Consider the following 20,036-nt stretch of genomic DNA (forward strand, 5'->3'; position numbering starts at 1 on the left):
CCGCCCGAGTCCCTCGCGAGGTCTTACGGGCGGTAGCGCTGGAAGGGTTCACATTGATCCCATCCGGCACAGGCGCAAGCGTAATCCGCCCGCGTGCCGGATCGATGGGAATCAGACGGTCTGCTTCTCCCGAAGCTCCTTGATCTTGGCCTTCTTGCCGCGGAGCTCGCGCAGGTAGTAGAGCTTGGCGCGCCGCACGTCACCGCGGGAGACGATCTCGATCCGGTCGATCGCCGGGCTGTTGATCGGGTAGGTCCGCTCGACACCGACGCCGAAGCTGATCTTCCGAACCTTGAAGGTCTCCCGGAGGCCGGCCCCCTGGCGGGCGATCACCACGCCCTGGAAGACCTGGACGCGGGAGCGGTTTCCCTCGACGACCCGGGCGTGCACCTTGACGGTGTCGCCGGCCCGGAAGTCGGGAAGGTCGGTGCGCTGCGACTGGGCGTCGAGAGCGTCCAGCGTGTTCATCGCTGCATCCTCGTGCTCAAAGCGCATCGGGAGTTCGATGCGCGGCGGGTAATTCTGATCCCCCGGTGTGGTGCGGTGGGGGATCCTCGTCTCCGCTCCGCGGCGCGAAGCGAAAACGGCAACCTCCCTACTCTGCCACAGCGGGGGGCGTGATCCGAAATCCGCCCTCGGCCAGCGTCTTCCTGTCCGCTTTGTCCAAAGACGCGGGCGGATAGGCGGCCATCATGTCGGGGCGCCGGGCGGCGGTCCGCAGCAGCGACTGATCCCGCCGCCAGCGGGCGATCCGCCCGTGATCACCCGACCGCAGGATGTCCGGGACGTCGTGGTCGCGCCAGGAGGCCGGCTTGGTGTACATCGGGGCCTCGAGCAGCCCCGCGGCGTGCGACTCCTCGTCGAGCGAGGAGGCGTTCCCCAGCACCCCGGGCAGCAGCCGGGTCACGGCTTCCATGATCACGATGACCGCGACCTCGCCCCCGAACAGCACGTAGTCGCCGAGCGAGATCTCGCGGACCGGCATCCGGGACGCCGCGTCGTCGATGACCCGCTGGTCGATCCCCTCGTACCGCCCGCAGGCGAAGATCAGATGGTCCAGCGTGGCGAGCTCGTGCGCGTCGGCCTGGGTGAACGGCTTGCCGACCGGGGACGGGACGACCAGGGTGCCGTCGCCGACCGCGTCGAGGGCCTGCCCCCACGGCTCGGGACGCATCACCATGCCCGGCCCACCGCCGTACGGCGTGTCGTCCACCGTGCGGTGCACGTCCGACGTCCAGGTGCGCAGGTCGTGCACGCTCAGGTCGAGAACACCCGTCGCACGGGCCTTCCCGATCAGCGACAGCTCCAGCGGAGCGAAGAAGTCCGGAAATATCGTGATTACGTCGACGCGCATGCTCAGAGGTCCAGCAGACCCTCGGGCAGATCGACGACGATCCGCCCACCGGCGACGTCCACGGTCGGCACGAACTGGCTCACGAACGGGATCAGGGCCGTCCCCCCGCCCGATCTGTCGAGAACAATCAGGTCCGACGCGGGCGCATGGTCGATCCGGGCAACGGTCCCGAGCGCGCCACCGTCCAGCCCGACGACGGACAGCCCGACCAGCTGGTGATCGTGGAACTCGTCGGGATCGTCCGGTGGCTTCAGCGACGAGCTCTCGACCTGAAGCAGCACGCCCCGCAGGGCCTCCGCGACGCTCCGGTCGTGAACGCCCTCGAACTGCACGATCCCGCGCCCCTGATGCCACCGCACCGACTCCACGACCAGCGAGGAGGGCACCTGGTAAGGCACGCCCGGAACGGCAGCCGCCGGCCCGGCGCTCACCCGGCGATCCCGGGGGACCTCCGTGGTGAACACCGAACCGGCGACAAAACGCTCTTCGGGCTCGTCCGTGCGCACGGACACCGAGACCTCGCCCCGGACCCCGTGCGGCTTACCGATCTGACCGACGACGAGCAGCATCAGTACGCGTCGACGATGTCCACGCGGATGCCGCGGCCGCCGATCGACCCGATGACCTGACGCAGGGCCTTGGCCGTCCGGCCGCCGCGCCCGATGACCGTTCCCAGGTCCTCCGGGTGCACGCGAACCTCGAGCCGCTTGCCACGGCGCGAGTCGACCAGCCGGACCCGGACGTCGTCCGGGTTGTCGACGATGCCCTTGACGAGGTGCTCCAGCGCCGGCCGGAGCGCCCCGTCAGCTCGCGTCGGCGCCGGCACCGGCGCCATCCTCTGCGGACGCGGCCTCTGCGGTCTCGGCGACAGCCTCGCGGGTCGGCTCGGCGGCCTCGGCGGGCTTCGAGTCGGCCTTGGGCTCGGCAGCGGCCTTCGCCTCGGCCTTGGGCTCAGCAGCGGCCTTGGGCTCGGCGGTGGCCTTCGCAGCCTTCTTCGCCGGCTTGGCGGGGGTGTCGGCGACACCGGCGGCCGACTTGGCCTCGGCCTCGTACACCTCGGTGCGGCTCTTCTTGGGCTCCGCCACGAGCAGCGGCGGCGGGGCCGGCAGGCCCTTGAACTGCTGCCAGTCGCCGGTCTTCTCCAGGATGCGCTGGACGGCCTCGCTCGGCTGCGCGCCGACCGAGAGCCAGTACTGCACGCGCTCGGACTTGACCTGGATCAGCGAGGGGTTTTCCTTCGGCTGGTAGATGCCGACGTACTCAATGGCACGACCGTCGCGCTTGGTGCGCGAGTCGGCGACGACGATGCGGTACTGCGGGTTGCGGATCTTGCCCATCCGCAGAAGCCGGATCTTAACGGCCACGGGTTTAGTCTCCTGGTGACTGCGTGAGTTTTGAGGTTAAAGGCCCACGTGGGGTTGCGGGCCCGAAGCCTCGGGTCTGGCCACGCGCTCAGAGTTAGAGGGCGCCTCACGCGTGCCAAGCGGATCCATTCTGCCAGAGGGTTCGTTCCAGCCGCCAACTGGGTCGTAGATCCGGCCAAAACCCAACATCAACATCAAATTCATGTCGTATCTGGTTGCATGGTGCAGACCGTCGCTCCCGCCGAGGCCGGCCTGGGGCCCAGCTTCGCTGGCCCGAGGCCTTCATTCTGCGTGAGTGGGAAAACCCAAAACCCCAAAATTCGCCCTCTTGACCGGGGGGCGGTCCCAGCCCCCCGGGATCGTCAACGGCACCAGCCAGCTCTCGTCGGGCTGGTAGTCCGTCCACGTGCCGTCGAACGGAAACTCGCCGGCTTCGATGATCTTGACGAGCCTGTGGCCCTCGGCCCGGACCGTCGCCTCGTCGCGTACCCAGTAGTGGTCGGGGAAGCTGAGGCGCTCGGTGAACTCGTCCTCGTCCTTCCAGTGCCAGGTGCGGTCGGGACGTACGACGATGTCGAGGTCCTGGTCGATCACGTCGATGCCGGCGACCGTGTCGTCGTCCCAGCGGAGGGCGCCGTACTCGAGGTTGACGTACCAGTTCTTGAAGTTTCCCCGGTCGTCGCGGAAGAACCAGACCGAGTGATCGCCGGCCGGCGGGATGAACTTGAGCAGGCCGGGGCCGCGCCAGGTCTCCACCACGTTCTTGTGGTCGTGGCGGACCCACTCGGCGAACGGCATGTCGCGGATGTCCCGGCCGTCGGTGGTCTGCTCGACGATCACGTCGCTGCCGTGGGCCAGCCACAGAAGCAGGCCGCGCTCGTCGTCGGAGACCACCCGGCAGGGGCGCACACAGGCGATCCGCGGGCCGTCGACGTTCCGGTACAGGACCGTGCGGCCCGGGGCGAAACTCACGTCGAGCCTCAGTAGGAGCGGGCCAGGTACGCGATCAGGTTCGGTTCTTCATCGGAATCCGGCATCGTGCCGTCCTCGCGGGTGAGGCAGCGGACCGTGACCGCCTTGCCGTTCGCCTCCTTCTCGCCGGCCTCGCCCACCGCCGACCACGGCACCCGGGCCCAGCCGGTCTGCGCCGCCTCGATCGCGTCGCCGAGCGTCTTGACGTCGACCGTGTTCTCCTCGCGGAAGGCCAGCGCGTCGTCGTAGAGCCGCTGGTGGTCGGCCTTGAGCGCGGAGGTGACGGCGCCGACGATGTCCCCGATCGGGATCGGCGACTTCGATCCGTCCACCCGGCGGGCCACCGTCACGTTGCCGGACGCCAGGTCGCGGGGGCCGACCTCGATGCGGATCGGGATGCCCTGGAGCTCGGCGTCGACCGCGCGACGGCCGAACGGCACGTCCGCCCGGTCGTCGAGCTTCACGCGTACGCCCGCTGCTTTGAGCTCGTCGCGGAGCTTGGCCGCCGCTTCGGTGACGCCCTCGCCGGCCTTGACCACCATGACCTGCACCTGAATGGGTGCGAGGCGCGGCGGAAGCCGCAGCCCGTTGTCGTCGCCGTGCACCATGATCAGCCCGCCCATCATGCGGGTGGAGGTGCCCCACGAGGTCGTCCAGCAGTGTTCGACCGAGCCGGCCGCCGACGAGTACGTGATGTCGAACGCCTTCGCGAAGTTCTGCCCGAGCTCGTGCGAGGTGCCCATCTGCAGTGCCTTGGTGTCGCCCATCATGGCCTCGACGGTCATGGTGTTGGTGGCGCCGGCGAAGCGCTCGCCCTTGGTCTTGCGGCCCGGCACGACCGGCACGGCCAGCATCTCCTCCATGAACGCCTGGTACACGTTCTTGTGGACGTCGCGGGCGTGCTCACGGGCGTCGGCCTCGGTGGCGTGCGCGGTGTGGCCCTCCTGCCAGAGGAACTCGGTGGTGCGCAGGAACGTCCGCGGCCGCAGCTCCCACCGCACCACGTTGGCCCACTGGTTGAGCAGCAGCGGCAGGTCCCGGTACGAGTCGACCCACTTGGCCATGAACTCGCCGATCACCGTCTCGCTGGTGGGGCGCACGACCAGCGGCTCGGCCAGCTCCTTTCCACCCGCGTGGGTGACCACGGCGAGCTCGGGCGAGAAGCCCTCCACGTGGTCAGCCTCGCGGCGCAGGTAGCTCTCCGGGATGAACAGCGGGAAGTACGCGTTCTGCACGCCGGCTTCCTTGATGCGGGCGTCCATGTCGGCCTGCATGCGCTCCCAGATGGCATAACCCACCGGCCGGATCACCATCGTGCCGCGCACCGGGCCGTTGTCGGCCAGCTGCGCCTTGGCGATCAGGTCCTGGTACCAGCGGGGAAAGTCTTCCGCACGGGGAGTGAGCACTCGAGCCATGAGGCAGCATCCTAATCCGGCCGTCGCTCCGGTCCTCCGCCGCGGGGGTCAGCCGGACCGTTCGATCTTGGCTACGATCCCCGCCTATGTCGATCTCTGTCGAGACAACGCCGGCGCTGGCCGTCCGGTGGGTGCAATGGGCGGCCGCGGCGAGCCCCCGCCGGAACCCGATCAGCGACCCCGACGGCCGCCACGCGCACCGCAACCAGCCCGGCGACGTCTTCTTCCTGGCCGGCACGTACGGCGAGGACGCCGTCCGGAGTTGCACGGTCCCGGCGGGCCGGCCGCTGTTCTTCCCGGCGTTCAACATCTGGCACGTCGGCGGCGCCCCGATCGCGCCGATGCCCGACGCGTACGGCCGGGCGTTTGTCGACCACATCTCGCATCCCGTGGTGACCGCCGACAGCGGCCCGGCCCCGTTCGAGGTGCGCGGCGCCTGGCGCAACGACGTCACCGGCACCCGCTCGTCGATTCCCATGCGCGTGTGGGGCATCTGGGCGACGGTGCCGCCGCTGGCCCCCGGCCCGCACCAGGTCCACTTCGAGGGCGGCACCGGCGACGGCTTCCGGGTGACCGCCCACTACGAGCTGACGGTCGCCTAGCGGATCACCTGTCCGCGCAGCACGATCCGCCGGGGTGCCCGCACCACCCGCAGATCGATACGGGGGTCGACCTCGTAGACCACGAGGTCGGCCAGCCCGCCCTCGACCAGCCCCGGGAACCCCAGCCACTCCCGCGCCTTCCACGAGGCACTGGCGACGATGTCCGCGGCCGGGATCCCGGCCTCCTGCATGATCAGCATCTCCTCGGCCTGCTGCCCGTGCCGGATTCCCCCGCCCGCATCGGTCCCGATGTAGATCGGCACCCCCGCCTCGTGAGCCGCCCGCACCACCGACGGAAACCGATCCCGCAGCGCGACCATGTGGTCCGCATACCCCGCGAACTTCTCCCGCGCCTGATCGGCGATGGTCCCGAACGTCCGAATATTGATCATCGTGGGAACGAGCGCCGTCCCCCGCCGAGCCATCTCGTCGATCAGATCGAGCGACAACCCGGTCCCGTGCTCGACGGAGTCCACCCCCGCCCGCACCATGATCTCCACGCCCTCTTCCGAGAACGTGTGCACCGCGGCCCGTGCCCCCGCCGCGTGCGCCGCCTCGACCGCGGCCGTCATGGTCCCCGCATCCCACGAGGGCGCGAGGTCTCCGACCCCCCGATCGATCCAGTCCCCCACGATCTTGACCCACCCGGTGCCCGCCTTGGCCTGCGCGGTCACGGTCGCGGCCACATCCTCGGCCGCTACCTCGATCCCGATGTCCCGCAGGTACCGCCTCGGCGGAGCCACGTGCCGCCCCGCCCGAGCCAGCCGCGGAATCCCCGCCTCGTCGTCCAGCTCCGGATACGGATACGGCGACCCCGCATCCCGAAGCGCCAACACCCCCGCGTCCCGGTCGACGACGGCCAGCTCCCGCGCCTGGTCGACGCTCTCGATCGGCTTGGCCCCGTACGCGATCCCCAGGTGACAGTGCGCATCCACCAGCCCCGGCACCACAAACCCGGAGTCGCTGATGGTCTCGGCCCCCGCCACCGGCTCAAACGTGACCCGATCCCCCACCAGCCAGAGATCCCGGACCTCGCCCTCAGGCAACACCGCCCCACGCACATGCAACGCCATGCGTAAGTCCTACCCGATCGCGGCCCTACCTGTATGGATGGTCAGCGGTCGAGTCACGTCGGTCATCGATCCCGCTCGGCACGGCGATACTCCTCGAGCAGCTCCGTCAACGCCGGCACGTCGATGGTCACGGGGTAGGGCACGTCGGTCGTAAAGACCTTGTTCGTGCTGGTGACGAGGTCGTATTGCCCGTTGTCGCCGAGCCGGAACTCTGTCAGCACGACGCCGCCGGCGAAGGTCGGATCGACGACCCAGTAGCTTCCGACCCCGGCGGCGGCGAAGGCCCTCACCTTGGCGTGCATGTCTCGAAAATGCGATGTGGGTGAGACGACCTCGACAAGGAGCAGCGCACCCTCGATCGGGGCCGGGCTGTGCAAGCCGTCGGACATCCGGCCGACCACCACATCCGGGCGCGGCTCGTTCCGTTGATCGACCGCAAGGGACACGTCGATGACGGGGCGATAGCCTGGCGGGCAGTTGGGGCGGAGCATGGAGCGAAGCTCAGCGCAGACTTCTTGGTGAAAGTGGGTGGGGGACGGCAAGATCAGCCTCCCGTCGATCAACTCATAACGAAGATCCTTCGGAAGGCTCGCCAGGTCGTCGACGGTCCAATCGTGCTTTTCGTCCAGCAGGCTAGGCAGCTGCAGGGCCGCAGTCATCGGGACCTCCTCGGGAGATGTCACGAGACTACCTTACTCACGACTAGTCTGCCAACCCGCTCAATGCTTGTCGTCGTCATCCTTCTTGGGCTTCGTGAGCTTGTTGAAGTCCAGGTTGGGGAGCTTGAAACCGCCCGCGCCGCCCCCACCCAGGGCGTTCGGGTCGAAGCCCGGCGGGAGCTGGGGCATGCCGCCGGCCGGGAAGCCCGGGGGCAGAGCGCCGCCGGCGCCGGGACGGGGGCGGGAGGAGCCGCCCTTGGTGCCCTTGCGCTTGTTCTTCGGGCTCTTGGTGGCCTTTCGCCGCGCGCCGGGAAGGCCCATCATGCCGCTCATCTGCTTCATCATCTTTTGCGCGTCGGCGAAGCGGTTGAGCAGCTGGTTGACGTCCATGACCGTGACGCCGGAGCCGTTGGCTATGCGGGCGCGGCGGGAGCCGTTGAGGATTTTCGGGTTGGTGCGCTCCTGCGGGGTCATCGAGCGGATGATCGCGGTGACCCGGTCGAAGTGGGAGTCGTCGAGGTCGTCGAGCTGGGCTTTCATCTGGCCCATGCCGGGCATCATGCCGAGGATGTTGGCGATCGGGCCCATCCGGCGCACGGCGACCAGCTGGTCGAGGAAGTCCTCCAGGGTGAACTGCTCGCCACCGAGCAGTTTGGAGGTCATCTTCTCCTTCTGCTCGTCGTCGAAGGCCTGCTCGGCCTGCTCGATGAGGGTGAGCACGTCGCCCATGCCGAGGATGCGGCTGGCCATCCGGTCGGGGTGGAAGAGGTCGAAATCTTCCAGTTTTTCGCCGGTGGACGCGAAGAGGATGGGCTCGCCGGTCACGTGCCGGACCGACAGCGCGGCGCCGCCGCGGGCGTCGCCGTCGAGCTTGGAGAGGACCACGCCGGTGATGCCGACGCCGTCGCGGAACGCCTCGGCGGTCTGCACGGCGTCCTGGCCGACCATGGCGTCGACCACGAAGATGATCTCGTCGGGGTCGACGGCGGTGCGGATGTCGCGGGCCTGCTGCATCATCTCGGCGTCGATGCCGAGGCGGCCGGCGGTGTCGACGATGACGATGTCCTTGGCGTGGCGCCTCGCGTACTCGATCGAGTCTTTCGCCACCTGGACGGGGTCGCCGACGCCGTTGCCGGGCTGCGGTGCGTAGACCTCGACGCCGGCCCGGCCGCCGAGCACCTGCAGCTGGTTGACCGCGTTGGGGCGCTGGAGGTCGGCCGCGACGAGCAGCGGCTGGTGGCCCTGGCCCGCGAGCCAGCGGGACAGCTTGCCCGCCAGCGTCGTCTTACCGGAACCCTGCAGACCGGCCAGCATGATCACGGTGGGCGGGGTCTTGGCGAACTGCAGCCGCCGGCCCTCGCCGCCCAGAACGTTGATCAGCTCTTCGTGGACGATCTTGATGATCTGCTGGGCGGGGTTGAGCGCCTGGGAGACCTCGGCGCCGCGGGCCCGCTCCTTGACGTTGAAGACGAAGGCCTTGACCACAGGCAGCGCGACATCGGCCTCGAGCAGCGCGAGGCGGATCTCGCGAGCCGTGGCGTCGATGTCGGCATCGGTGAGCCGGCCCTTGCCGCGGAGCTTGGTGAAGATCCCGGAGAGGCGGTCACTCAAAGTGTCAAACACGGTATGACTTCCCGTTGGTCAGAAGACAAGCGATGCCGCCAAGCCTAGCCGCCCGCGCGAAGCCTTACCGGTTGCGCATGCGGTACGTCTTCTGCGCAGCCTCGATCCGCCGCTGGGTGCGGGTGCCGGGGGCGATCCCCTTCTTGACCTTGCTGTAGACGTAGGCGCCACCGGCGATCGCCAGCGCCCCCACGATCAGGTAGAACAGCACGGGCCCGATCAGCGCGCTGACCACCCAGCCGACCACGATCACACCGGCGATCAGAGCCACCAGAAACGCCACAGCCTTGCCCATCGGGTCCTCCCCCTGGGTTTGAAACCTCGACCTCCACCATGCCTCAGCGGGGCAACCCCTGCCATAGGCCGTATCCCTGAGCCCCACCCGTAGGGGTCGGACCCGCCCGTTTTCCCCCACCTCACTCGGCAAATGGCGTATACCGGCGATATCAGGCGTCACACCCGTATCCGATATCGACCGCAACTTCGAGTTCCGGACCGCCGTTGAGGGTCACAGACCGCTATGGCCGTACGCCGGCGGCGGTCGACTCGACGGACCCCGGCGGAAGGACGAAGGCGTGCCTCTACGGCGGATCCTGCGACACACGCCCTGGCCGGTCCGGCGCTATGTGCTGGCCGGCGTTCAGCACAAGGTGTTACGGCACCTGCCGGCCGAGCGGCGCCTGACGGTGGCCCGGTGGGTGGTGCCGCTCGACGCGGCCGACCATGGTGGGCGAGCTCGGCTGGCGCGGGTCGCGGTTCGCGTCACCGACCGAGCAACACCAGCGGGCGTACGTCGGGAGAACCTCGATCGGGTCGTCACAGCGCTGGAGACGGCGGCGATCGAGTGGTTCCGCGTTCCGGTCCACTCCCTGACGGGCTCGGCCATCGCCGTACGGGAAGAGGATCGCAACCGGGTGATCGGCCTGCTCGAAACGCTGAGCGCGAGCGACGCCGGCCTGCTCGAAGTGATCCGGCCGAAGGGCCGCACCGGGCGACGCGGCCGGCGCCGGGCCGAGGTGCTGCGACTGAGCCGTCCGGTGAGCGACCCCGGCGCCACCCTCGTGTTCGGACCGGAGTACGGCTGCGAGATCGAGTTCTGGCGGACCGTGGACGGCAACCTCACCGGCCCGCGCCCCAACCCGGTCGCTGACGTGGTGCCGGCCGGCGAGCCGATCGTGGACGCGCCCGAGCCGGTCTTCGGTTCGTTCAGCTCGCCGTCCGACCCCGCCGCCTACCGCACCCGCGAGATCTTCACGATGGTCAGCTCCGACCGGGTCGGCTTCCCGATCGACGTGGTCTACACCTGGGTGGACGGCGGCGATCCGGTGTGGCACGAGCGCAAGGCCGCCGCGCTGCGCGAGAACGGCTGGGTGTCCGAGGTCAGCGAGCAGGCCGCCAACGACTCGCGGTACGCCTCCCGCGACGAGCTGCGCTACTCGCTGCGCGCGCTGCACGCGTTCGCCCCCTGGGTGCGGCACATCTTCCTGGTCACCGCCGACCAGGTGCCGGACTGGCTGGACACCACCCGGCCCGACCTGACCGTGGTCAGCCACCGGGAGATCTTCGGCGACACCGGGCGGCTGCCGACCTTCAACTCGCAGGCGATCGAGTCGCGGCTGCACCGGATCCCGGGGCTGGCCGAGCATTTCCTCTACCTCAACGACGACGTCTTCCTGGGCCGGCCGGTGCCGCCCGAGATGTTCTTCACGCCGGGCGGCCTGACCCGGTTCTTCCCGTCGCCGGCGCTGGTCGACTCGGCGCCGCGGCTGCCCACCGACCCGCCCGCCAACTCGGCCGGCAAGAACAACCGGCGGCTCATCCAGCAGGCGTTCGGCCGGGTGCTGACCCGCAAGATGAAGCACACGCCGCACCCGTCCCGGCGCAGCGTGCTCGCCGAGATCGAGCTGCGGTTCGCCGAGCACGTGAGCGCCACCGCCGGCCATCAGTTCCGGCATCCCGACGACATCTCGATGCTGTCGTCGCTGCAGCAGTACTACGCCTACCTGACCGGGCGGGCCGCGCCGGGCGACATCCAGTACATGTACACCGACCTGGCCGACCCGGCGACGCCGATGCGCCTGGCCCGGGTGCTGCACGACCGGCACCTGGACGCGTTCTGCCTGAACGACACGGACTCGTCGCCGGCGGCCGCCCAGGAGCAGGCGGCGCTGCTCGCCGACTTCCTGCCGTCGTACCTGCCGTTCCCGTCGCCCTACGAGCTGACCGGGCCGCGGCCGCACCCCGCGGCGATCGAGGCGCCGAGAACGCCGGTGGTCGCGCGGCAGAGCGCCCGCTCGGCCGGATCGGCCGTCACCGAACCGCCGGCCGGCCAGGTGCATCCCGACATCCCGCTGCCGTCGCAGCCATCGGCGTCCGACACCACGCACGCCTGACCCGCCGCGGGCCAACCCGCCGCCCGGCCTCGCGTCGGGCAAAGCCGAGGGGATTTTTCATGACTTTTGATGTTGTAGTGCTGGGACTGGGGTACGTCGGGCTGCCGCTCGCGCAGCAGGCCACCCGGGTCGGCATGAACGTGCTCGGGTTCGATGTCAACACGGGCGTCGTCAACTCGCTCGCAGCCGGGCGCTCGCACGTCGACGACCTCAGCGACGACGACGTGGCCGCGATGCTGGCCGCCGGCTTCCGCACCACGACCGACGAGTCGCTGATCGCCACGGCCGGCACCGCCGTCATCTGCGTGCCCACCCCGCTCGCCGAGGGCGACGGCCCCGACCTGCGCGCGGTCGTCGGCGCCACCGAGGCGATCGGCCGCAACCTGCGCCCCGGCATGCTGGTCGTGCTCGAGTCCACGACCTACCCGGGCACCACGGACGAGGTCGTCCGCCCGCTTCTCGAGAAGCTCTCCGGCCTCACCGCCGGCATCGACTTCCACCTGGCCTTCTCCCCCGAGCGGATCGACCCGGGCAACGAGCGCTTCGGCGCGCGCAACACCCCGAAGGTGGTCGGCGGCTACACCCGCGACTGTGCCGACCGGGTGGCCGCCTTCTACGGCCGGTTCGTCGACACCGTGGTGCGCACGAAGGGGACCCGCGAGGCGGAGACCGCGAAGCTGCTCGAGAACACGTACCGGCACGTCAACATCGCGCTGGTCAACGAGATGGCCCGGTTCTGCCACGAGCTCGACATCGACCTCTGGGACGTCATCCACGCCGCCTCGACCAAGCCGTTCGGGTTCCAGGCCTTCTACCCCGGGCCGGGCGTGGGCGGGCACTGCATCCCGATCGACCCGAACTACCTGAGCCACAACGTGCGCAGCAAGCTCGGCTACCCGTTCCGGTTCGTCGAGCTGGCCCAGGAGATCAACGCGACCATGCCGGGGTACGTGGCCCGCCGCGCGCAGAACCTGCTGAACGCCGACGGCCAGGCCGTGCACGGCGCCACGATCCTGCTGCTCGGCGTCACCTACAAGGCGAACATCGCCGACCAGCGGGAGTCGCCGGCCACCCCGCTCGCCCGCCACCTGGCCCAGCTCGGGGCGACCGTGCTCTACCACGACCCGCACGTGCCGGCCTGGACCGTGGGCGACGTCGAGGTGACCCGGACTGACGACCTCGAGGGCGCGGCGGCGGCGGCCGACCTCGTGATCCTGGTGCAGCATCACCGGGAGTACGACGCCGACCACCTGGCCCAGGTCGCGAAGCGCTTCTTCGACACGCGTGGCGTGACCACGGCGCGCGAGGCGCACCGCCTCTAACGGCTCAGCACGCGGCGCAGGGCGTCCCGCAGCACGGCCCCCGGGTCGGCCGGGACGCCCTCGCTGCGGAAGCACACGTGGTTGTCGGGGCGGACCAGAAGGCAGCCCGCGTCGCCGATCTCGCGGAGCCGCGCCCAGTCGCCGTACAGATCCTCGTAATCGGCTCCCGGGCCGATGCTGACGACCGTGACCGGAAGTCCTTCCGCGGCGGCCCGCCAGGACTCGCCGCCGATCCCGGTGACGAGCGTGAAGCGTCCCTGACCGCCGAGGTCCAGCGTGGACAGCCGGGTCCGGTCCCGGCCGACCCAGGCGTGCGGCAGCTTCGCGCCCGGCCAGGTGGTGGCGTGATGGTAGAGCTCGTCGTCGCGCGGGTTGGCCGGCATCGGCGTGCCGTCGGCGAGCACGGCGCTCGACGCGTACCGCTGATTGAGCTCGACGCCGTGGGTGTTGAACTCGTAGTCCTTGAACGCGATCGCCTCGCGCAACGCCTGGCGCTGCTTCTCGGCCTCGGGCGTGGGCAGCTTGCGCGCCGCCATGTTGGCCCGCAGCTGGTCGGGGTCGCCGGTGGAGAGCAGGCCGAGCGCCTCGAAGATGCGGGTGGTCTCGCCGATGCTGCGGTTGGCCCGGTCGACGATCTGCCGGCCGACCGGGGCGCGCTCGGCCGAGTACGTCTCCAGCAGCCCCGGCCCGGCCTCGCCGCGCAGCACCATCGCCAGCTTCCAGGCCAGGTTGTACGCGTCCTGGATCGACGTGTTCGAGCCGAGCCCGTTGGACGGCGGATGCCGGTGAACGGCGTCGCCGGCGCAGAAGACGCGACCCTTCTGGTATGTCTCGGCGTACATGTGGTTGACCGTCCACGCCGAGGACGACTTGATAGTGACCGGCACGGACTCGTCGCCGATGAGGTGGTGCGCGATCCGCCGGGCGTACGCCTCGGTGAGGTCCGGCGGTTCGCCGTCGATGTCGTAACCCCACACGATCAGCCACTCGTGCCACGGCCGCACGCAGCGGACCAGGCCCATCCCGATGCCGCCGACGTCCGATCCGGTCTGCAGGACCCAGTACAGCGTGCTCGGCCGGTACGCCGTGTACTCCGTGAGGTCCGCCTCGAAGACGATGTTGATGCTGCCGGCGACGCCCATCTTGCCGACCATCGGCAGCCCGATGTCCTCGGCCACCTTGCTGCGCCCGCCGTCCGCTCCGATCAGGTACTTCGCCCGGATCCGGTACTCGTCGCCGCGCAGCCGGTCGCGCACGGTCGCCGTGACCCCGTCCGCGTCCTGCTCCAGCGAGAGGTACTCGGTCTCGTAGCGGAACGACGTGCCGCGGGCGATCGCGTTCTCCACCAGCACCGGCTCCATCAGGTGCTGCGGCATGTCGCAGATGCTCGACGGCGAGGCGAGGTCGTGGTCGGCCCGCCGGGACGGATGCGTGTACCAGGTGTGCAGCCGGCCGAGCTCCTCGCCGGCCAGGCTCGAGCAGAAGACGGTGTCGCCCATCAGGTGCTGCGGCGTGGCCTGCGCGATGACCTGGTCCTCGATGCCGGCGTCGCGCAACACCTCCATGGTGCGCTGGTTGGTGATGTGGGCGCGCGGGGTGTCCGACAACCGCCCATATTTGGTCACCACCAGATTGCGTACGCCGTACGTGCTCAGCAGCAGCGCGGCGGCGCCGCCGGCCGGCCCGCTTCCGACGATGAGCACCTCGGTCTCGACATCAGCCACCATGCCCGCCAGTCTCGGCCGTCACGCCGGAGGCGATCCTGCACGTTCACGCTGCACGAAACGCGCGCAGTGCCGCCGGCGTCGCGCCCAGCCGGGCCCGCAGCACCCGGGTGAGGTGCTCCTGGTGGGAGAAGCCACAGCGCTGGGCGACCTCGACGATAGGCAGCGGGCTCCCGCGCAGCAGCCGGCAGGCCTCGTCGACCCGGCGCTCCAGCAGGAACTGGTGCGGCGACAGCCCGGCGCGCGCCTTGAACTGCCGGGCGAACTGGCTGACGCTAAGCCCGGTGGCGGCGGCCAGCGTGCGCAGCGGCAACGGCTCGGCCAGCCGCGACTCGACCAGGTCGCGCACCGCGGCCCACTGCCGGTCGCTGAGCCCGGCGCGGACCGGAACGGGCGCCACGGGCAGCGCGCGGACGCTGTGCCGGCGGGCGAGCTGGGCGGCGAGCAGGTGGCCGAGGTGGTCGACGTAGGTGCGCGCCGACGGCTCCCAGCCGCGCAGCACCCCGTCCAGCGCGAGCAGCAGCTGTTCCAGCAGCGGGTCGAGGCTGCCCAGTTCCTCGGCCAGCTCGACCGGCCGCTCCTGGCCGTCCTGCAGGGCGTCGTCGGTGAGGTACGCGTGCACGGTGTCGAGCCTGCCGCCGAGCTCGACGGTCAGGTCCTTCCCGGCCGGATGCACGAAGAGGCCGCCGGGCGGGATCGTGCGCGACCGGGTCAGCCCGAGGTGGCCGCGGCGCACGGTGACCGGGCCGTTGAGATGCAGGATGACCAGGTGGCTGCGGGCGCCGTCGAAGGAGGCGCGGTACGGCAGCTCGTGCTGGGTCGAGACGTACAGCCGCTCCCAGCCGAGGCCGCGACTGGTGCGCTCGGGAGCGACCCACGGCTGGCGGAGGATCCCGTTGGTGTCCCGCACCGTCAGCTCCGCCATCGCCACGTCATAACGCCGCGACGGCCCTCAGGTCAAGCGGTCGCGGAAGGTCCAGCGGGAGTTCAGCGTGTAGTTCAGCACCGGGATCGCGACCAGCGCCACCGCCTGCACCAGCGGATAGGGCGCGGTCAGCACCTCCGTGCCGAGCCAAAGCACCAAGGTGTTCAGCGCGAACGCGGCGGCGGTCACGGTCAGGAACTTGCTCCCGGCCACCGCGTGACCGGTGGTCGAACGAAAGACCCAGGCATGTTGCATCACGTACGAGACGACGACGCTCGCCGCGAACCCGGTCGCCGACGCCGCGACCGGGCGTACGTGCATGCCCTCGGCCAACGCCAGGCCGATGCCGAAGTGGGTCAGCGCGCTGGCACCGCCGCTGACGGCGTAACGCAGAAGCCGGGCGATCATGAGCAGAACGGCCGCCCGTACATCTGCTCGGTCGCCATCGACGCCGTGACCGACATCCGCTCGGCCGGGCTGTGCGTGCCGGGCAGCTCGCCCTCGGCGAAACGTGAGTACGGCATCGCCCGCAGACTGTCGCCGAACTGCCGGAGCAGCTCGCACCGGCGGCTGTTCCCGGCCGGCGTCGCGTCGAACTGGGCCACCTCGGCGGCGATCGCGCCGGTGAGGACGGCGTACGGCAGCCGATTGCTGCCGACCGCGTACGCCTGGTTGACCGTCGCCGTCCCGGCCCCGGCCAGCACGAACGCGACGAGCGCAGCCCGCGCCACGGCGGCGCGCGACACCTCCGGCAGGCCCGCCGCCGACAGCCCCGCATCCGGCAGGCCTGGCGCCGACAGCCCCACTGCCGACAGCCCCGCCGCCAACGGCATCCGCCGAACCCTGGCCGCGTCCCCTGACGTGCGCGCCGTCGCGGCGAGGGCGAGCAGGCCGGCCAGCAGCAGGCAGCCGCCGGCCGCGGTGATTCCGCTGTCCCGCCAGCCCAGCCCCCACCGGCCGTGGGCCGCGAGCGCCTGGGTCTGCGCGTTGATCGAGCCGAGCAGCGCCCCGAACAGCAGTGCCGAGCCGCCGGCGACGGCCAGCCGGACGGCCTGCGACCGGTCGATCCCGGGCAGCCGCGGCAGCTCGGCGAAGAGCCGGGCCGCCAGAACCGCCAGCGCCACCGCCGCGGCGCCGACCCCGACCCCGCCGACCGGCCCGGCCTCCCGCAGCGCCTCGCCCCACTGCAGCGGGGGCAGCCACGCGGTGAGCCGGTTGGCCAGCGCGCCGCCGACGCCCGAGCCGAACACGACGTCGGAGTTGCCGTAACAGCCGCCCTCCCGGCAGGCCAGGAACAGCAGGACGCGGACCGGCACGAAGACCGGCAGAAAGCCGAGCCAGACCAGCAGTGCGGGCCGCAGCCGGCTCGGGCCACCCCGGGCCAGCACCGCCGCCGTGGCCAGCGGCGGCCCGATCGCGGCCACCTCGTTGAAGACGGCAAGCACGGCGCCCGCCGCCACCACGAGCACGCCGAGGCGCGGGCCTCGGCAGACCCAGGCGGCGACGAGGAGCACGAGCGCCGCGGAGAGGAAGTAGAGCCCGCCGAAGAGCACGGTGTTGCTCAGCCGGCCGGCGGCGACCAGGCAGCCGCCGAACGCGAACGGCAGCAGGGCGATCGTGCGCGCCGGCGGACCGGCGAACATCCGGCCGCGACCGGTGACGGCCTCGGCGAAGACCACCGCGGCCGCGGCCAGCACGGCGGCGGCGAGTGCCGACACCAGCCGCAGGCCGACCTGCACCGGGAGATGGGTGACCTCGGCGATGACGTACGCGAGAGTGTCGGCCGACCATTCCGCCATCCGGCCCAGCGGACGGAAGTTGCCGAAGCCGATGTACATCGGCACGGTCCGCAGGTTCTCGGTGATCAGACGCCAGGGACGGTCCTGCACGAGCGAGCCGTGCCAATAGACGTTGTACCGGTGGTCGGCGTCGGGGACGAGGTAGAGCAGCGGCGCGGTCACCACCAGCGGCACGCCCAGGCAGCGCAGGAAGACCCGCCGCCAGGCCCGGCCGCTCACCCGCGACGCGACCGGCTGGTCGAGGACCTCGGTCATTTCCGCTCCGGCACCAGCTGCTCGGGCACCTCGGCGACCGCGCGTGCCGACTTCTCCTGCACCAGGTAGCGCGGCCGGGCCCGGACCTCCTCGTGGATGCGGGCCAGGTACTCCCCGATCACGCCCAGTCCGAGCAGCAGGAAGGTGCCCATCACCAACAGCAGCAGGATGACCGTTGGAAAGCCGGCCACCGACCCGCCGCGCAGCCAGCGGATCAGCGTCTGCGCGCCGAGCACCACCGCGAACGCCGCGAAGGCCAGCCCGCCCAGCGTCACCAGATGCAGCGGGGCCGAGGTGAACGAGGTGAGCCCATTGACCGCGAGCCGGAACAGCGAGCGGAACGTCCAGCGGGACGCGCCGCCCTCGCGGTGGTCGATGTCGACCTCGATGCTCGCGCGCCGGAAGCCGATCCAGCTCGACGTGCCCCGGAAGAACGAGGAGTGCTCCGGCAGCCGCAGCAGCGCGTCCAGCGCCGGGCGGCTGAGCAGCCGGAAGTCGGTGGCGTTGACCAGGTCGACCTTGGTGAGCCCGGTGAACGCCCGGTTGAACAGCTTGCCGCCGAGCCGGCCGATCACGCCCTGCCCGGTGCGGTTGCGCTTGACCGCCTCGACCACGTGCGCGCCGTCCCGCCAGCGCTGCACCATGGCCGGGATGGCCGACGGCGGGTGCTGCAGGTCGGAGTCGATGACCACGACCGCGTCGCCGGCCGCGTGCTCGAGCCCGGCGAGGACGGCCGGTTCCTTGCCGAAGTTGCGGGACAGCTGGATGCCGCATACCCGGTCGTCGGCGAGCGCGTGCTGGACGATGCGGTCCCACGAGTCGTCGCCCGAGCCGTCGTCGACCAGCACGAGCTCGTACCGCAGACCGGCCTCGCCGAGCACCTGGCCGAGCCGGCGCACGAAGCGGTCGACGCCCGGCCCCTCGTTGTAGATCGGCGCCACCACCGACACGAGCGCACTCACTTCGGCGCCCGACTGCAGAAGCGGCTGCCGGCCAGCAGCCGGCCGGCCCGGTCGAGGCTCATGTCGAAGCGCTCCACTTCCCGCCGGTCCACGCCGTGGTGGTTGGCGGTCGAGGTCTGGATGAAGTCGTCGCGCAGGACGCAGCGGCGGGCGTCGCCGGCCGGTGTCCGGTCGAAGCCGGCCACCTCCTGCGCGATCCGGTCATAGAGGTACGGGAACCGGCCACCGCCGGCGGAGTCCCGGAAGTCCTTGTTGGCCGCCGTCGAGACCGTGCCGGCGAGCACGAACAGGACCAGCGCGACCACGACGAACCGCCGCCACAGGGCGAGCACCAGGACGCTCCCGGCGACCGTGGTGAGCCCGCTGTCCCGCCAGCCCTGCCCCCAGACGCCCCGGCCGGCCAGCGCCTGCACATCGGCGTTGAGCGCGGCGACCGTGCCGGCCAGCACGAGCAGGGCGACCGCGACCCCGGCCAGCGCGACCGCCTGCCGCCGGTCGAGGGTGGGCAGCTCGCGCAGCCCGCGCAACGCGCGCCAGGCCAGCGCCGCGAGCGCGAGCAGGGCGAGCGCCGGGACCGCGGCGGCCAGATGCGGGCGCCCACCGCCGGTGGCTTGCGACCACATCAGCGGCGGCAGCCAGGAGACCATCCGGTCGGGCAGGGCGCCGGCCACTCCGCCGTACGCGATGTCCGAACCCACGTAGCACCCGCCGCCGGCGCACCTCTGCCGGATGATCAGCCGCACCGGCACGAACACCGGCAGGAAGCCGACCCAGAGCAGACCGGCGAAGCGCGCCGAGGTCCCGCGCAGCACCCGCTTCCAGTCGAGGCCGAGCACGACCCGGCCGCGCAGCAGCACCGCCACGGCGGCTAGCGGGACGGCCACGTACGCTAGCTCGTTGAACGCCGCCAGCGCCGCCCCGGCCAGCACCGCGAGCAGACCCGCGCGCCGGGCCCGGCAGGCCCACGCGGCGACGCCGAGCACGAGCGCGCTGGTGGTCAGGTAGAGCCCGCCGAACAGCACGGTCGTACTGAGCCGGCCGGCCGCCACCAGCCCGGTCGCGATCGCGAACGGCAGCAGGGCGGCGGTCACCGAGGGCGGGCCCGCGAACAGCCGCTGCCGCCGCGCGATCACCGCCTCGACGAGCACCACGGCCGCGACGGTGAGCAGGATCGCGGCCAGGAACGAGATGACCCGCAGCCCGATCGTGACCGGCAAGCCGAACAGCGCGGTGAGCGCGAACGCGCCCACGTCCAGCGACCACTCGAGCACCCGGCCGAGCGGACGGAAGTTGCCGCGATCGAGGTACTCGGGGACCGAGGTGACGGCCGCCTCGAGCAGCCGCCACGGTCGTTCGGCGTACAGGCCGCCGTTGTTGTAGATGTTGAACCGGTGATCGGCCGACAGGGTGAGCGTGACCAGCGGCGCGAGCACCACGACCGGCGCGAGCAGACAGCGCCACAGAAGCGCTCGCCACGGCCGGCGCGGCCCCGGCCGTACCGGCGCGGGCACGGCCGCCGGGCGAGCCTGGTGCGGCCCGGGGCCCGGCGGTGCGGCGACGATCTCGGCGGTCACGAAAAAGCAACGACCGCACC

The 20,036-nt window shown here is 71.0% G+C and carries 19 protein-coding genes and 1 pseudogene; 3 read left to right on the plus strand and 17 right to left on the minus strand.

The window, feature by feature from the left end:
• Positions 1-111: 111 nt before the first annotated feature.
• From rplS to proS, 7 genes and pseudogenes are all read right to left on the minus strand, one after another.
• Positions 112-468, minus strand: coding sequence for a 50S ribosomal protein L19 (rplS, locus tag A3CQ_RS0147135; protein WP_020517960.1), 357 nt, complete (start codon positions 466-468; stop codon positions 112-114).
• 127 nt (positions 469-595) lie between these two features.
• Positions 596-1,354 (minus strand): tRNA (guanosine(37)-N1)-methyltransferase TrmD, encoded by a 759-nt coding sequence (trmD, locus tag A3CQ_RS0147140; RefSeq protein WP_020517961.1) that lies wholly within the window; start codon positions 1,352-1,354, stop codon positions 596-598.
• 2 nt (positions 1,355-1,356) lie between these two features.
• Positions 1,357-1,920 carry a ribosome maturation factor RimM gene (gene rimM / locus A3CQ_RS0147145; protein WP_026206993.1) on the minus strand — a complete coding sequence of 188 codons (564 nt, stop codon included), beginning with the start codon at positions 1,918-1,920 and terminating at the stop codon, positions 1,357-1,359.
• A 2-nt stretch (positions 1,921-1,922) separates the two neighbouring features.
• The gene (locus tag A3CQ_RS0147150) at positions 1,923-2,180 is read right to left on the minus strand and encodes an RNA-binding protein (protein ID WP_014447131.1); all 258 of its coding nucleotides are present in this window, start codon (positions 2,178-2,180) and stop codon (positions 1,923-1,925) included.
• 94 nt (positions 2,181-2,274) lie between these two features.
• Positions 2,275-2,718, minus strand: a pseudogene (gene rpsP, locus A3CQ_RS0147155) (30S ribosomal protein S16); the annotation flags it as partial.
• 282 nt (positions 2,719-3,000) lie between these two features.
• Positions 3,001-3,690, minus strand: coding sequence for a ribonuclease FAU-1 family protein (locus tag A3CQ_RS0147160; protein WP_020517965.1), 690 nt, complete (start codon positions 3,688-3,690; stop codon positions 3,001-3,003).
• Between the two features lie 8 nt (positions 3,691-3,698).
• Complete coding sequence (gene proS, locus A3CQ_RS0147165; RefSeq protein ID WP_026206995.1) at positions 3,699-5,105, minus strand: proline--tRNA ligase; 1,407 nt, start codon at positions 5,103-5,105, stop codon at positions 3,699-3,701.
• A gap of 86 nt (positions 5,106-5,191) precedes the next feature.
• Between proS and A3CQ_RS56500 the strand changes: the two genes are divergently transcribed.
• Positions 5,192-5,707: a hypothetical protein gene (locus tag A3CQ_RS56500; RefSeq protein ID WP_020517967.1), complete on the plus strand. Its 516-nt coding sequence runs from the start codon at positions 5,192-5,194 to the stop codon at positions 5,705-5,707.
• On the opposite strand, the gene A3CQ_RS0147175 is transcribed toward A3CQ_RS56500, so the two are convergent.
• The 4 genes from A3CQ_RS0147175 to A3CQ_RS0147190 all read right to left on the minus strand — a co-directional run bounded on the left by A3CQ_RS0147175 (position 5,704) and on the right by A3CQ_RS0147190 (position 9,357).
• The gene (locus A3CQ_RS0147175; protein WP_020517968.1) at positions 5,704-6,780 is read right to left on the minus strand and encodes an amidohydrolase family protein; all 1,077 of its coding nucleotides are present in this window, start codon (positions 6,778-6,780) and stop codon (positions 5,704-5,706) included. The genes A3CQ_RS56500 and A3CQ_RS0147175 overlap by 4 nt on opposite strands.
• Before the next feature lie 62 nt (positions 6,781-6,842).
• Entirely contained in the window at positions 6,843-7,439 is a 597-nt protein-coding gene (locus A3CQ_RS0147180; protein ID WP_020517969.1) for a Uma2 family endonuclease, read from the minus strand.
• Positions 7,440-7,499: 60 nt separating this feature from the next.
• Positions 7,500-9,062 carry a signal recognition particle protein gene (gene ffh, locus A3CQ_RS0147185; RefSeq protein ID WP_026206996.1) on the minus strand — a complete coding sequence of 521 codons (1,563 nt, stop codon included), beginning with the start codon at positions 9,060-9,062 and terminating at the stop codon, positions 7,500-7,502.
• Positions 9,063-9,126: 64 nt separating this feature from the next.
• Entirely contained in the window at positions 9,127-9,357 is a 231-nt protein-coding gene (locus A3CQ_RS0147190) for a hypothetical protein (protein ID WP_020517971.1), read from the minus strand.
• A gap of 280 nt (positions 9,358-9,637) precedes the next feature.
• On the opposite strand from A3CQ_RS0147190, the gene A3CQ_RS56505 reads away from it, so the two are divergent.
• Positions 9,638-11,455, plus strand: a complete 1,818-nt coding sequence (locus A3CQ_RS56505) for a stealth family protein (protein WP_020517972.1) — start codon at positions 9,638-9,640, stop codon at positions 11,453-11,455.
• A 59-nt stretch (positions 11,456-11,514) separates the two neighbouring features.
• Complete coding sequence (locus A3CQ_RS0147200) at positions 11,515-12,777, plus strand: nucleotide sugar dehydrogenase (protein ID WP_026206997.1); 1,263 nt, start codon at positions 11,515-11,517, stop codon at positions 12,775-12,777.
• Here A3CQ_RS0147200 and A3CQ_RS0147205 read toward each other — a convergent pair.
• From A3CQ_RS0147205 to A3CQ_RS0147230, 6 genes are read right to left on the minus strand one after another with little or no spacing between them, the layout of a single operon-like run.
• Entirely contained in the window at positions 12,774-14,504 is a 1,731-nt protein-coding gene (locus A3CQ_RS0147205; protein WP_020517974.1) for an FAD-dependent oxidoreductase, read from the minus strand. The two genes, A3CQ_RS0147200 and A3CQ_RS0147205, sit on opposite strands and share 4 nt — an antisense overlap.
• A gap of 43 nt (positions 14,505-14,547) precedes the next feature.
• Positions 14,548-15,426: a helix-turn-helix domain-containing protein gene (locus tag A3CQ_RS0147210; RefSeq protein ID WP_020517975.1), complete on the minus strand. Its 879-nt coding sequence runs from the start codon at positions 15,424-15,426 to the stop codon at positions 14,548-14,550.
• A 27-nt stretch (positions 15,427-15,453) separates the two neighbouring features.
• On the minus strand, positions 15,454-15,834 hold the full coding sequence (locus A3CQ_RS0147215; protein ID WP_020517976.1) for a GtrA family protein: 381 nt from the start codon (positions 15,832-15,834) through the stop codon (positions 15,454-15,456).
• Positions 15,831-17,480, minus strand: a complete 1,650-nt coding sequence (locus tag A3CQ_RS0147220) for a hypothetical protein (RefSeq protein WP_020517977.1) — start codon at positions 17,478-17,480, stop codon at positions 15,831-15,833. Before A3CQ_RS0147220 ends, A3CQ_RS0147215 begins: the two co-directional genes overlap by 4 nt.
• Positions 17,477-18,442 (minus strand): glycosyltransferase family 2 protein, encoded by a 966-nt coding sequence (locus tag A3CQ_RS0147225; RefSeq protein ID WP_020517978.1) that lies wholly within the window; start codon positions 18,440-18,442, stop codon positions 17,477-17,479. Before A3CQ_RS0147225 ends, A3CQ_RS0147220 begins: the two co-directional genes overlap by 4 nt.
• The gene (locus A3CQ_RS0147230) at positions 18,439-20,016 is read right to left on the minus strand and encodes a hypothetical protein (protein ID WP_020517979.1); all 1,578 of its coding nucleotides are present in this window, start codon (positions 20,014-20,016) and stop codon (positions 18,439-18,441) included. The genes A3CQ_RS0147225 and A3CQ_RS0147230 overlap by 4 nt, the downstream gene beginning before the upstream one ends.
• Positions 20,017-20,036: the final 20 nt, after the last annotated feature.

Origin of the sequence: Paractinoplanes globisporus DSM 43857, assembly GCF_000379645.1 — a bacterium.
Lineage (GTDB): Bacteria > Actinomycetota > Actinomycetes > Mycobacteriales > Micromonosporaceae > Actinoplanes > Actinoplanes globisporus.

Excerpts from the sequence above, each read along its gene's own strand:
- rplS (WP_020517960.1), bottom strand. The coding sequence starts at position 468 with ATGAACACGCTGGACGCTCTCGACGCCCAGTCGCAGCGCACCGACCTT.
- trmD (WP_020517961.1), bottom strand. The coding sequence starts at position 1,354 with ATGCGCGTCGACGTAATCACGATATTTCCGGACTTCTTCGCTCCGCTG.
- proS (WP_026206995.1), bottom strand. The coding sequence starts at position 5,105 with ATGGCTCGAGTGCTCACTCCCCGTGCGGAAGACTTTCCCCGCTGGTAC.
- A3CQ_RS56500 (WP_020517967.1), top strand. The coding sequence starts at position 5,192 with ATGTCGATCTCTGTCGAGACAACGCCGGCGCTGGCCGTCCGGTGGGTG.
- A3CQ_RS0147175 (WP_020517968.1), bottom strand. The coding sequence starts at position 6,780 with ATGGCGTTGCATGTGCGTGGGGCGGTGTTGCCTGAGGGCGAGGTCCGG.
- A3CQ_RS0147180 (WP_020517969.1), bottom strand. The coding sequence starts at position 7,439 with ATGACTGCGGCCCTGCAGCTGCCTAGCCTGCTGGACGAAAAGCACGAT.
- A3CQ_RS0147190 (WP_020517971.1), bottom strand. The coding sequence starts at position 9,357 with ATGGGCAAGGCTGTGGCGTTTCTGGTGGCTCTGATCGCCGGTGTGATC.
- A3CQ_RS0147200 (WP_026206997.1), top strand. The coding sequence starts at position 11,515 with ATGACTTTTGATGTTGTAGTGCTGGGACTGGGGTACGTCGGGCTGCCG.
- A3CQ_RS0147205 (WP_020517974.1), bottom strand. The coding sequence starts at position 14,504 with ATGGTGGCTGATGTCGAGACCGAGGTGCTCATCGTCGGAAGCGGGCCG.
- A3CQ_RS0147210 (WP_020517975.1), bottom strand. The coding sequence starts at position 15,426 with ATGGCGGAGCTGACGGTGCGGGACACCAACGGGATCCTCCGCCAGCCG.
- A3CQ_RS0147215 (WP_020517976.1), bottom strand. The coding sequence starts at position 15,834 with ATGATCGCCCGGCTTCTGCGTTACGCCGTCAGCGGCGGTGCCAGCGCG.
- A3CQ_RS0147220 (WP_020517977.1), bottom strand. The coding sequence starts at position 17,480 with ATGACCGAGGTCCTCGACCAGCCGGTCGCGTCGCGGGTGAGCGGCCGG.